Consider the following 13,003-nt stretch of genomic DNA (forward strand, 5'->3'; position numbering starts at 1 on the left):
AAAACAAAGCCAGACACATGAAAACCATATCGGCAGTTGTTGAACACTACATAAAGAAAAAACCATTTTTGCAGAGTGCCCTGGCACAAGGCATCATTAATCTCACCTCACTATCCAGGCAAATCAAACCTGAAATTTCTGATGCTTTGGGAAAGGATGTAAAGGATGGTGCGGTGGTGATGGCCTTAAAGCGCCTTTCGGATGACTTGGAGTTTCGTGCCACCCATAAAATTGTAAAGGTGCTCAAAAATATCGGGGAGATCACGGTACGATCCAATCTTACCGATTACACTTTCTTGGCTTCGGATACTATTTTACGACAACAAGCTCAGCTTCTGGAGGAAATCAATGTCAACCAAGATGTCTTTTATACCTCTTCAAGAGGGGTAAACGAAATCAACATCGTGGTAAGCAATGCTATGGATAAAGTGGTAGAAAAGTATTTTGCCCATGAACGCTGCACGCAGAAGGCTGAAAACTTATCTTCCATTACTGTTAAATTACCCGCTGAAAATGTTTCCGTCCCTGGAATCTATTACTTCATTTTTCAACGCTTGGCTTGGGAAGGCATTGTTCTTTATGAAGTAATCTCTACAACAAATGAGTTTACCATTTTGGTAAATGAGGATCAAGTAGATGTTGCTTTCAAGACCATAAAAGACTTAAAGACGCTCTAATTTTTGGTTTACATTTTACAAGACTAAATCCGAAGATTTTTCGTTGTAGATAGGTATCCCTTGCGAACCTATTTTATGAGAAAAAAAATCATTTTTGGATTGTTGGCAGTCATGCTGATTTATGTAGGCTATCTCCTTTACCTTCTTGTTCTATCTCCTAAAACCAATTTGCAATCTATTTACTTGATACCGAAGGATGCTGTTTTTGTTATCGAATCTGAAAAACCGGTAAAAAGTTGGCAAAAAATTAGTGAAAGCGAAGCTTGGGGTCACTTACTTAAAAACGATCATTTCTCCGAACTAACCTCTAACATTCAGCAGGTAGATACGGTTTTCAACAACCAACGGCGAGTGTTTGAGTTTTTGGATAACCGTTCGCTCTTTATCTCAATCCATATGATTTCTGCCAAGGATTATGGCGTTTTCTATGTGGTAGATTTAAAGCGCATCGCCAAGCTCAAATTGCTAAAGACTTACTTGAATACACTACTTGACCAAAATTATACATTGAGCAAACGAAATTACCACGATCATGAGATTTTGGAAATTTATGATCGCGAGAGCAAGAAAACCCTTTCCCTTTCCTTTATAAAGAATCAGCTTATTGCTTCATATACCCACTCATTGGTGGAGGCCTCAATTGACCAGTTTGAGGAACCCGTCTTGGGGAGAAACTTAAACTTCATCGAGATTAACGAAAAGGTGGGATATGAGGATTTGTTCCGACTTTATGTACAGTACAATCATCTGGACGATTATATAAAAGGCTTTTCGGACAAACCAGGTGATTGGGTAGATAGAATGAGTGAGAACTTCCTATTTTCTGGATTTCATTTTGAGCTGGATAAAAATAGTACTCTGACTGCAAATGGATATACCAACATCAGTGATACAAATGAAAGTTATTTAGAGGCTCTTCAGAAATCTGGAACGGCAAAAAGAAGCATTCCTGAAATTGCGCCAAAGCGAACTGCACTTTACCTCAGTTATGGATTCGATAGTTTCTCCAAGTTCTATGATAATTTCAATTTGGTCCAACAAGATAATCCCAAACAGTTTGAGACCTACCAAGAAGGAATTGAAAAACTGGAGAAGTTTCTGAAAATAAACATAGAGGAACATTTTGTAAGTTGGATTGGTGATGAGCTAGCGATACTTCAAATTGAATCACAGATTTCCAAAGGTAAGAATGACATAGCCCTGGTACTCAAAACCGAGGATATTGAAAACGCGAGGACCAATCTGGGCTTCATTTTGAATCAAATCCGAAAAAAGACACCAGTAAAGTTCAAGGCGGTTACTTACAAACAGCATGAAATAAACTTTCTTTCCATAAAAGGGTTTTTCAAGATTTTATTAGGGAGTCGGTTTAAGGAACTGGACAAACCCTATTTTACCATTGTGGATGATTATGTGATTTTCAGTAATAACCCCAATACTTTAAAAAGCATCATCAACGATGTAATTTCGAAAAATACGCTGTCTGCTTCAAAGGATTTCAAGGAATTTGAAAAACGGTTTAGAAAAAAATCAAGCCTTTTTGTGTATAGTAACGTTCCAGTGCTATATAATAATATGTACGCCTTAGCTGATGGCAAGACTAGGTCCCAAATGCGGAAAAACAAGGACTTCATTATTTGTTTTCCGCAAGTAGGCTTACAAATGACACCCGAAGATGACCTTTTTCAAAGTCGGGTAGTAATCAATTATCAGGATGTGGATGAGGTGAAAGCATTAAGTCAGTTCCAAGAAAAATCGATTGCCGGTAATTCCAAGGGAGTTGCCCAAACTAGCACTGAAGTAAATGAAACGATTTTCAATCTGCGCCCCATTTATCCCAATGATTTAACGGCGAAAAAATTTGTCAAAAAGTACGCAAATGGCACTGTCCGATTTGAAGTAGAGCTAAAGGATGGCCTTAAACATGGAACCTATGTGGCCTACTATTCTGACGGAGGAAAAAAGATGACCGGCCGTTTTCGGAAGGATGTTCAGGTGGGGACTTGGCGATATTATGATAAAGAGGGAAAACTACTATTGAGAAAAAGATTCTGATTTCGTTTTTAACGGGTGAAACCTTCCAACTTATTAGTACCTTCATGCACCTAAAAAAATAGAGCATGAAACGCATACTTTTTACCTTTCTAGTCTTGGTTCTTGGCAATGAGATGAAAGCTCAGGAAACCTCTTTTCCAGAGCGCAATGCCGAATGGACAGTAATTGACTCCAAAAAATTTTCATACGACTCTAAAGTGTTAAACGCGGCAATTGATTTTGCCAAGGAAAACGAATACTCAGGGTCAAAAGACTTGCGCCGGGCTATTTTAAAGGGGTTTGAAAGGGAACCGTTTCATGAGGTTCTGGGACCCACCAAAAAACGTGGAGGACCCGCAGGAATGATTCTAAAGAATGGCTATTTGGTCGCCTCTTGGGGAGATACGCGAAGAGTGGATATGACCTTCAGTGTAACCAAAAGCTTTTTGTCCACTATGGCCGGATTGGCTTTTGACAAAGGTTTTTTTTCAAGTACAGATGATAAAGTGGGCCAATATGTTTGGGATGGCACTTTTGATGGCGAGCACAATTCGAAAATTACCTGGGAGCATCTTCTACAACAAAATTCAGATTGGTCTGGGGAACTTTGGGGTATAAAGGACTGGGCCGACAGACCTCCACGTGAAGGTGGTTTGGATGATTGGAAATATAGAGAGCTTCGTGAGCCCGGCACAGTGATGGAATACAATGACGTTCGTGTAAATGTTTTGGCATACTCATTGACCCAGCTTTGGCGAAATCCACTGCCTAAGGCGCTCAAGGAAAATCTTATGGATGGTATTGGGGCTTCAACCACATGGCGCTGGTTTGGTTACGACCATGCATGGACCACCATTGATGGATTAAAAATGAAGTCAGTTACCGGAGGAGGACATTCTGGAGCAGGAATCTTTATAAGTACAGAGGACATGGCACGCTTCGGATTACTTTTCCAGAATGACGGAGTTTGGAATGGGAAACGGATGATAAGCGAGGCTTGGATTAAAAAGGCCACAACTCCCTCAATACCCAATGTGAATTACGGCTATATGTGGTGGTTAAACCAGAAAGAAGGAAATCGCTATTGGGAAGGCGTTCCTGAGCATGTGTTTTATGCTGCTGGATTTGGGGGTAATTTCATTGTAGTAGACCAAGAAAAGGATTTGGTCATTGTTACTCGTTGGTTGGAACCCAATAAAATAGGGAACTTTGTTAAAATGGTTTATGATAGCATGTAACACAGGTTGTTATTACGTTACCACCCTTCTTGGAGAATTGCACTATTGAGCTTCCGAAGAGACCTCTGTGGGTGCAATATCTTCAAGAAATAACACATAATCTTTTTGAGCAAGTTGCATAAGGTCAGAAGCGCTTTTATGTCCAGGATAGGAAACAAAATGATGGCTCTTTCTGGCATTGCGCCAAAAAAGTGCCCATGTAATCCCGGAATTGGCAAGTTGTTGGTCAATAACCTTAGTCCACCAATCGGATATACGTACTTTATTCAGTCCAGATTCTGTAAGAGCGTATAGTTTTTGTTTTTCCTTTCCCAATTGTGCGATGACCTTAAGTTCATCATTCAAATTTTTTGAAAAGGATTTTGCTGTCCAATGTTGGTACAAATCCATCCCTAAAATATCCACAATATCATCACCTGGGTAGTATTCCAAATATGCCTCTCTACTATCGAACGCATCAGGAGAGTAGGCGAACAACAGTTGGTCCGCTGAAAATTCATGGGTAAGTAAATCAACGGTCTCACGCCAAAACCTTTTATACTCATCGGCCGAGCATTTACCCTTGCCCCACCAGAACCAAGGTTTGTTCATTTCATGAAAAGGCCTGAAGATGATAGGTATCGGTCGGCCTTGGTCATCTTTGATATTGTTAAAAAAACCGGCTATACCAGCCAACCAAGTCTTGTAGGTTTTGTGCAGACGCCTTCCGGATAGCAGCTTTTTTATGGGCTTACCCTTTCGATTCCAAGAATCTCCGCCAGATATGGGATTGCTGGCATGCCAACTGATGGTAATGACACCCCCTTTTTGGTGTATTTTTTTTATTTGGTTTTGTATTAAAGTAAAAGGTACCGTATCTAAGTTATATTCCCATCCTAACTCTAAATGGCCAATATCAAAACCATGCACCGCGGGATGTTGGCCAGTAATCTCGTGTAAATCGGACTTAAAAAGCGTTCCATCATTCTTCCACCCTATACCATAAGCTGTGGCATCTTGATGACCAAAGGCATAGCCTTTTTCGGTAGTTTCCTGGAGTCTTTTGTATAGGTTTTGTGCTTCAGGACTTATTTTACGCGGTTTGGTTGTTCTGACACTGACGGTATTTACTTTTTTTAAAGATTTACATGACCCCATCAACATAATAGAGCTTAGGCACAGAAGGCTGATTTTTAATATTGGACTTTTGATGTAGTACAGGGCACTATATTTTCTGTAATTAAAAATACTTCTTTTTGGATTGTCCGTTATGCCGAAGATTTGGTTAAAGCAAACTTAAAAAGTACATTCCTTGAACCCCAATTGAGAATCAATTTTACTTGGCTAACAAGATATCGGAAAAGCCAAACTGTATTGATTTTGATGAGTCTGAAGGATTATTATACGCTTTGAATATTTGTTCTCCAACTTCAAAAGCTACAGGGTATTGAAAAATAGGTCCATCAAAACAGAAGGTGTGAAACTCCCCATTTTCCCCGCAGGGGTCAACATCTTCTGGAAATCTCTCCATGAGTTCTAAAGAAAGTTCCTTTCCCAGAAAGGATTTTTCGAGTTTTGAGTTGTTGATACAAACAATGATTGCTCTAAATCCCAACTCAATAAATTCTTGGAGTAATTCTTTGGTGTCCTTCTTCCAAAGAGGAAAAATAGGTTGAATACCCAATGGGCGAAACATAGCTTCACGATACTTTTTTAAATCCTCAAGAAAAATGTCACCAAAAATAGTGTGGGTATACCCTGCCGCTTTAAGTTCTAGAACTTTTTTTTTCATTAAGGCATCGTACTGTTCCATTGACGGGTTTTCCGGAACTTCTATAACATCCAAAGGAATACCAATGGCCTCCGTTTGGGCTTCAAGAACACTTCTTCGTAGCCCATGCATAGAAACCCTAGCGTAATGCCCATTTACGGTGGTCAAAAGACGGTCAATCGAAATATTTCCTTGACGAAGTAGATAGTACAGCGCTAGCGCTGAGTCTTTTCCAGAGCTCCAATTGAAGTAGGTTTTTTGATTCATTGTCCCACGGTTAAAGGGTCCTTTTTTGGAACAAGTGGGTTCAAAACCTGAAGAACTTGGGAAATCGTAATGATACCATCAAAAACCAACAATAACCGTAACCCATTTCGGGTTTGCTTTTCTTTAAGCTGGCAAGCTCTAGGATTTTTTTGGACATAGTTCAACACATGAGTAAAGGAGGGACTTTGGTAAAACTCGGACTGCTGGTCAGCAATAAAATACCCCAAAAACTTTCCTTTTTTAAGAATAACTTTCTCCAATCCAATACCATTGGCCATCCATTTTATCCGAACTGAATTCAATAAATCCACCGCAGGTTCGGGCAGTTCTCCAAAGCGGTCCACTAGCTTGGCTTCAAACTGTTGCAGGCCTTCCTCATCCTTTACTACATTCAATTGGGTATACAGATTGAGGCGTTCCGTGATATTGTTGATGTAATCATCCGGAAAAAGCAATTCAAAATCCGTATCCAATTGGGTTTCCTTGACAAAGACTTTTTCCTTTTCACCTTCCACTTCATCATAAAGTTCTTTGAACTCATTTTCCTTCAATTCGTCAATCGCTTCGGCCAATATTTTTTGATACGTCTCGAAACCAATTTCGTTGATGAACCCACTTTGCTCACCTCCCAATAAATCCCCAGCACCACGAATTTCCAAATCCTTCATCGCTATGTTGAAGCCGCTACCCAATTCGGTAAACTGTTCCAGAGCTTCTATGCGTTTACGAGCTTCGGTGGTCATCACCTCATAAGGTGGGGTAATGAAAAAACAGAATGCTTTTTTATTGCTTCGGCCTACACGTCCACGCATTTGGTGAAGGTCGCTCAAACCAAAGTTATTGGCATTATGGATGAATATTGTATTGGCGTTAGTGACGTCTAGACCACTTTCCACAATAGTGGTAGAAACCAAAACATCAAACTCCCCATTCATAAAAGCGAGCATCAATTGCTCTAACTTTCTGCCTTCCATCTGTCCATGGCCAATTCCAATTTTGGCATCAGGGACCAAACGTTGGATCATACCCGCTACTTCTTTGATGTTTTCTATGCGATTATGAATAAAAAACACCTGTCCCCCTCTTTGAATTTCATAAGAAATGGCATCACGGATAATTTCCTCATCCAAGCGGATTACCCTGCTGTCAATTGGATACCGATTTGGTGGTGGGGTATTGATGATAGAAAGATCACGGGCAGCCATCAAACTAAATTGTAGTGTACGGGGTATTGGGGTTGCGGTTAAGGTGAGAACATCCACATTCTCTTTGATGGATTTCAATTTATCCTTGACAGAAACCCCAAACTTTTGTTCTTCATCTACAATGAGAAGCCCCAAATCCTTAAACTGCACATTTTTGTTTACCAACTGATGTGTACCAATGATAATATCGATTTTGCCCTGGGCCAATCGTTCCAGAATATCCCTTTTTTCTTTGGCTGTTCTGAAGCGGTTTAGGTAATCCACAGTAACGGGAAGTTCCCCCAGCCTTTTTTTGAAGGTTTTGTTATGCTGGAAAGCTAAAATAGTTGTCGGAACCAAGATAGCGACCTGTTTTCCATTGTCCACTGCCTTAAAAGCGGCGCGGATGGCTACCTCAGTTTTTCCAAAACCCACATCCCCGCATATCAAACGGTCCATCGGACGTTCACTTTCCATATCTTTTTTCACATCCTGCGTCGCCTTGCCCTGGTCGGGAGTGTCTTCATAAATGAAGGAAGCTTCCAACTCATGCTGAAGGTAGCTGTCAGGAGCGTATTGGAACCCCTTTTCCATGCGACGCTTAGCGTACACTTTGATGAGGTCAAAAGCAATTTGTTTGACCCGACTTTTGGTTTTCTGCTTCAGTTTCTTCCAAGCCGCAGAACCTAGTTTATAGATTTTTGGAACGGCACCATCCTTGCCATTGTATTTTGAAATTTTATGTAGCGAATGGATGCTGACATATAATATATCCCTATCCCCATAAAACAATTTGATGGCCTCTTGTTTCTTTCCTTCCACGTCTATTTTTTGAAGTCCTCCAAACTTTCCAATGCCGTGGTCAATGTGCGTCACATAGTCCCCCACTTCCAGTTTGGTCAATTCCTTTAGTGTGATGGCCTGTTTTTTGGCATAGCCATTTTTCAGCTGGAACTTGTGATATCGTTCAAAAATTTGGTGGTCCGTATAACAAGCCAATTTTAAATCCTGGTCCAAAAACCCTTGGTAGAGTGGAAAAACTAAAGTCTGATAGTGAACCTCCTGCTCGACATCCTCAAAAATATCATGGAACCGTTTGGCTTGTTGTTCCGAAGCACAAAAAATAAAGTTCGTCAAACCGGCTTCATGGTTTTCATTGAGATTTTCAATCAGCAGGTCAAATTTCTTGTTGAATGAAGGTTGAGGTTTTGTATTGAAGGAAATGTTGGTTTTCATCGTCATCCCGAGCGCAGTCGAGGGAGAGATGGCTGATTTTTCTTCTGTTTGCTTCTCGACTGCGCTCGAAGAGACAGAAGAATGAGTTGAAGCCCCAATTAGAACCATTGAAAACTCTTGGAGCTGATTCTTCAGAAGTGAAGAAGTGACAAATAACTCTTCGGGTTTGGCATGTTTAAGTTCACTTTGTAGGTTGGAAAAACTATCTTCTGCTTTTTCAAAAAACGAATCTATTCTACCATAAACCAAATCAAGATTTCTTGAAAAAATGACGGTTTTGGGAGAGACGTATTTTAGGAAACTTTCCCGGGTCTCTTGTAGAAACTTATTTTCGACATTAGGGATAATGGTAATGCGTTTTACCTTATCATTGGACAGCTGTGTTTCAACATCAAACGTACGGATACTATCCACCTCATCTCCAAAAAACTCGATACGATAGGGCTCTTCATGCGAAAAAGAGAAAACATCCAAAATTCCTCCACGTACGGAAAATTCACCTGGTTCTGTAACAAAATCAACCCGTTTGAACTGATATTCAAAGAGGACCTCATTCAAAAAATCCAATGAAAGGGTATCGTTCAGCTTAACCTTTAACGTGTTTTTATCCAGCTGCTTTCGCGTGACCACTTTTTCGAAAAGCGCATCGGGATAGGTTACGATAATGGCCGGCTTTTTTCTGGAATTGATACGGTTCAACACTTCAGCACGCAACAAAACATTTGCGTTATCCGTTTCCTCAATTTGATAGGGCCTACGATAACTCCCAGGGTAAAACAATACATCTTGCTCGCCCACTAGCTGCTCCAAATCATTTAAGTAATAAGCCGCTTCCTCCTTGTCATTCAGTAACAAAAGAAAGGGAGTTTCTGAAGATTTAAAGACACTGGAGAGGGCAAAAGAAAGAGCCGAACCTGAAAGCCCTTCGAGTATAGTATTTTGGGAATGGGATATAGCTTCCCCTAGTTTCCTTATTTGGGGAGACTTTTCAAATCGATTGGAAATGGACGATAGGGACAATCGAAAAAAATTTGTGGCAAAAGTAAATGAATTGTCATTCCTGCGAAAGTGGGAATCTGATTAATTATGGTAAAACTCTATGGATTCCTGCCTGCGCAGGAATGACATAAAGTGCTAATTCCTTTTTTCTATTTGTCAGACTGAGCGCAGTCGAAGTCCAAAATGGGAAATCTAAACTTTCACCACCTCATTTTCTACAATCACAAAGACTTCATCCTCCTTTTTAGGTTGAAGCACGTGGGTCCCGGTGAATTCCCCAAATGCAGGCAAAATCATTTGGGAATGGGTTTTGAAAAAGCAAGGTAGTTTTAATCGCTGGCGCCCAAACCCTTGAAGTCGAATCGCAGGATGAATATGCCCGCAGAAATTAAAAAAGCCTTCACGTTCTTCAGGATGATGCGTCAACAGAAAATTATCCAATACCAATTCCTCAAAAATGGGAATGCCTAATTGTTCAAACTTGTGGGGGGAAATAATATCGTGATTCCCAGCAACCAAAATCACTTCAGAAGGAGTTTTGGCCACCCAATTTTCAAATAACTCCCATTCCTTGTTGAGAGAGGAATGGAATAAATCACCCAAAAAACAAATCTGAAATGGATTGAAATGCTCAACAAGTTCGTCAAGTAAGATATAATTTTTATGTACAGCTTTTTGTGGAACTGCGGAGCCGAACTTTCTAAAATGAGCCACTTTGCCCAAGTGAACATCACTGATAAGCAAAAGAGATTTTTTTCTCCAAAAAACACCACCATGGGGATGAAATTCGAATTTTTCACCTTGTATTTCGGAATTTAGAATCACTTTGAGAGAATTTTAGTCATCCGCTTAATTCGGTCTGCCAGTTTTTCATTGGACAGTTTTTCCCGTAGTCTGTCAGTTATGATGGGAAAAGAAAATGGGGTGGGGTTGGCACATGGTTTCCAAACGATTTCCTGTTGGGCAATTCGTTCCAAGGCCAATCGCAAACGCCCCTCTTCCAACTGGTGTTCAAAGGTTTCGGTAAAGGCTTGCTGGAACATGAGGTTGTCCGGTTCAAAATCGCGGAATACATCAAAAAGCAATTGTGAACTGCTTTGCAAATGCTTCATTTTGATACCTTTCTCGGGATAACCCGTAAAGACCATTCCACTAATGACCGCAATGTCTCGAAACTTACGTCTAGCCATTTCATTCGAATTTAGACTCTTTTGGAGATCGGACAACATGTATTCGGTACTGAAAAGATTATTATCAATTACTGCTTGAATATCGATTTCCTTGTCCGATAACATTTCAAAACCATAATCATTAAAGGCCAGGGAACAGGTGATGGGTGTCAAAAGACTAATGCGATATGAAAGCAAACTGCTCATGGCCTCGTGTACTGCACGCCCTTCAAAAGGATAAAAAATGTGGTGATATCCATCCCGGGTCCTAAACGTTTCAATCAAAAATTCATTGGGTTTGGGAACCATGCTTTCCTGTCGTTGTTTGTCAAACATGGGCAAAAGTGCTTTGATTTCATCCGATTGTTGGCGATTCTTTGGGTCTGCGGTATACAGTTCTTCTCTCAGTAATTTTGACATCTGTGCTGAAAAACTCAAACGCCCTCCCATCCATGAAGGGACTTTATTGGTTCGTTTGGTGGAGTTTCGTACATGAGCCTGCATTCCTTTTATGCGAATGAACTCCAAATTTCGTCCTGCAAACGTAAAAACATCACCAGCAGTAAGTTTGGAGATAAAATACTCCTCAATGGAACCAATGTACCCCCCTTTTTGATAGCGCACAGCGATTGTGGCATCTCCCACAATGGTTCCGATTTGAAAACGATGACGCATGGCGATACCTTTGTTATTGACTTTGAATTTACCATCAGATTCAACCTCTACTTTTTTATATTCATCATAGGTTTTCAAACTCTGACTGCCCATCACCAAAAAATTCAGTAGCCATTGCCACTCATCTTCTGTGATGCCTTGATAGCAAAATGTTTGTTTGATTTCTGGAAAAATCTCATCGGGATAAAACCCATCAGAAACCGCAAGAGTGGTCAAATATTGAATGAGGACATCATAACTGTTCAAAAAAGGAAGTCGGTCCTCTACGGCATTATCTTGAACAGCGACTTGAAGCGCAGAGGCTTCAATCAATTCCATGGCATGCGTCGGTAAAAAATAAATCACACTTTCCTGCCCTGGTCTATGGCCACTTCTCCCAGCGCGTTGCAGAAAACGGGCCACCCCTTTTGGGCCACCAATTTGGACTACGGTTTCGACAGGGGCAAAATCCACTCCCAAATCCAAACTTGAGGTGCATACAACGGCCTTTAGACTCTCGTTTCGAATGGCCTGTTCCACCCAGATTCGAGTTTCCTTGTTGACGCTACCATGGTGCATTGCAATTTCACCAGCATACTCCGGATGCTTTTCTAATATTTTTTGGAACCAGATTTCGCATTGACTCCTTGTATTGGTGAACAAAAGTGTTGTCTTGCTGTTGTTGATAATTGGAACCACCTCTTCCAGTAGATGGAGCCCTAAATGACCTCTCCAAGGAAAGGTTTCCATTTGCTCTGGAATGATGCTTTTAACCGTAATCTTTTTGTTGAGCTTGGCTTGAACCAATACAGAGTTTTCAAAAGCTTTGGAAGTAGGACCTAATAATACCTCCCTTGCTTGTTCTAAATTTCCAATGGTGGCAGAAATACCCCAAATACGAAGGTCTTTAGAGACGGTTTTTAACCGAGACAATCCTAATTCCATTTGTATTCCCCTTTTGGTGCCCAAGAGTTCATGCCATTCATCCACAACAATAGCAGAACAATCCTTAAAAACTTGAGCATACCCTTTTGAAGCGAGCAAAAGTTGCAAACTTTCGGGAGTGGTAATCAACAAATCGGGCATAGTAGTCCTTTGTCTTGCCCTTTCCTTGGTAGATGTATCCCCAGTACGGATACCCACCGTCATTTGGGTTTCTAAATCGCTAGCAACGCGTTCTGCGGATTGTTTGATTTCTTGCGATAAAGCACGGAGCGGGGTAATCCAAATAGCCTTTAATCCTTTTTTGTGCTTGGTTTTGTAATCTGGATGCTTTTTGATGTGATTCAGAATAATAGGAAACCAAAGGGCATAGGTCTTCCCGCTACCGGTGGGTGCATTGAGCAGACCGTGTTTGCCTTCAAGAAATGCTTTCCATGTTTTTTTCTGGAAGGGGAAGGGTTTCCAACTTTGTTGGATAAACCAGTTTTCTGCGATATGAAAGAGCTCTTTTTGGGTCATTAATTACGAGTGAAGCGAAGTAACCTGTAACATTTTTTGATTAAAACTGTCATTCCAAAGACAAGTCAAGCCATTCTGGGTTAATTGAATTTATTAAAGCTTCTTTACGTTTCCGATTCCCAGCTTTTAATTGCCTTTCCCTCTGAAAAGCATCTTTCACATCTCCAAAAGTTTCATAATACACTAAAAATGTGCAATTATATCGTTTGGTAAAAGCATTTGGATGAATACCTTTTTTGTGTTCCGCTATTCTTCTTTCCAAATCACTCGTAGCACCTATGTATAGCACGGTCTTGTTTTTGTTAGTAAGAATGTAACAATATCCTCGGTTCAT

At 40.5% G+C, this 13,003-nt stretch carries 9 protein-coding genes; 3 read left to right on the plus strand and 6 right to left on the minus strand.

All coding sequences use genetic code 11. The features are described from left to right. Positions 1-17: 17 nt before the first annotated feature. The 3 genes from ACSLUF_RS01545 (at position 18) to ACSLUF_RS01555 (ending at position 3,949) form a co-directional block, all read left to right on the plus strand. On the plus strand, positions 18-677 hold the full coding sequence (locus ACSLUF_RS01545) for an aspartate kinase (protein ID WP_435624376.1): 660 nt from the start codon (positions 18-20) through the stop codon (positions 675-677). A gap of 75 nt (positions 678-752) precedes the next feature. Further along, positions 753-2,732, plus strand: a complete 1,980-nt coding sequence (locus ACSLUF_RS01550; protein WP_435624377.1) for a DUF3352 domain-containing protein — start codon at positions 753-755, stop codon at positions 2,730-2,732. A gap of 65 nt (positions 2,733-2,797) precedes the next feature. Beyond that, positions 2,798-3,949, plus strand: a complete 1,152-nt coding sequence (locus ACSLUF_RS01555; protein ID WP_435624378.1) for a serine hydrolase domain-containing protein — start codon at positions 2,798-2,800, stop codon at positions 3,947-3,949. Between the two features lie 42 nt (positions 3,950-3,991). On the opposite strand, the gene ACSLUF_RS01560 is transcribed toward ACSLUF_RS01555, so the two are convergent. The 6 genes from ACSLUF_RS01560 to ACSLUF_RS01585 all read right to left on the minus strand — a co-directional run bounded on the left by ACSLUF_RS01560 (position 3,992) and on the right by ACSLUF_RS01585 (position 13,003). Then, the gene (locus ACSLUF_RS01560) at positions 3,992-5,086 is read right to left on the minus strand and encodes a glycoside hydrolase family 26 protein (RefSeq protein WP_435624379.1); all 1,095 of its coding nucleotides are present in this window, start codon (positions 5,084-5,086) and stop codon (positions 3,992-3,994) included. 178 nt (positions 5,087-5,264) lie between these two features. Beyond that, a complete protein-coding gene (locus ACSLUF_RS01565; RefSeq protein WP_435624380.1) occupies positions 5,265-5,966 on the minus strand; it encodes a diphthine--ammonia ligase in 702 nt (233 codons plus the stop codon). Then, positions 5,963-9,406: a transcription-repair coupling factor gene (gene mfd / locus ACSLUF_RS01570; RefSeq protein WP_435624381.1), complete on the minus strand. Its 3,444-nt coding sequence runs from the start codon at positions 9,404-9,406 to the stop codon at positions 5,963-5,965. The genes ACSLUF_RS01565 and mfd overlap by 4 nt, the downstream gene beginning before the upstream one ends. Before the next feature lie 171 nt (positions 9,407-9,577). Beyond that, positions 9,578-10,210 (minus strand): ligase-associated DNA damage response endonuclease PdeM, encoded by a 633-nt coding sequence (pdeM, locus tag ACSLUF_RS01575; RefSeq protein WP_435624382.1) that lies wholly within the window; start codon positions 10,208-10,210, stop codon positions 9,578-9,580. Then, positions 10,207-12,669 carry a ligase-associated DNA damage response DEXH box helicase gene (locus ACSLUF_RS01580; protein ID WP_435624383.1) on the minus strand — a complete coding sequence of 821 codons (2,463 nt, stop codon included), beginning with the start codon at positions 12,667-12,669 and terminating at the stop codon, positions 10,207-10,209. Before ACSLUF_RS01580 ends, pdeM begins: the two co-directional genes overlap by 4 nt. Before the next feature lie 49 nt (positions 12,670-12,718). Continuing rightward, positions 12,719-13,003, minus strand: a complete 285-nt coding sequence (locus tag ACSLUF_RS01585; RefSeq protein ID WP_435624384.1) for a GIY-YIG nuclease family protein — start codon at positions 13,001-13,003, stop codon at positions 12,719-12,721.

Source organism: Flagellimonas sp., assembly GCF_965601775.1.
Classification (GTDB): Bacteria; Bacteroidota; Bacteroidia; order Flavobacteriales; family Flavobacteriaceae; genus Flagellimonas.

What these genes read in the sequence shown, in the direction of transcription:
- ACSLUF_RS01545 (WP_435624376.1), top strand. Translation starts at nt 18, where the DNA reads ATGAAAACCATATCGGCAGTTGTTGAACACTACATAAAGAAAAAACCA.
- ACSLUF_RS01550 (WP_435624377.1), top strand. Translation starts at nt 753, where the DNA reads ATGAGAAAAAAAATCATTTTTGGATTGTTGGCAGTCATGCTGATTTAT.
- ACSLUF_RS01555 (WP_435624378.1), top strand. Translation starts at nt 2,798, where the DNA reads ATGAAACGCATACTTTTTACCTTTCTAGTCTTGGTTCTTGGCAATGAG.
- ACSLUF_RS01560 (WP_435624379.1), bottom strand. Translation starts at nt 5,086, where the DNA reads ATGGGGTCATGTAAATCTTTAAAAAAAGTAAATACCGTCAGTGTCAGA.
- ACSLUF_RS01565 (WP_435624380.1), bottom strand. Translation starts at nt 5,966, where the DNA reads ATGAATCAAAAAACCTACTTCAATTGGAGCTCTGGAAAAGACTCAGCG.
- ACSLUF_RS01580 (WP_435624383.1), bottom strand. Translation starts at nt 12,669, where the DNA reads ATGACCCAAAAAGAGCTCTTTCATATCGCAGAAAACTGGTTTATCCAA.
- ACSLUF_RS01585 (WP_435624384.1), bottom strand. Translation starts at nt 13,003, where the DNA reads ATGAACCGAGGATATTGTTACATTCTTACTAACAAAAACAAGACCGTG.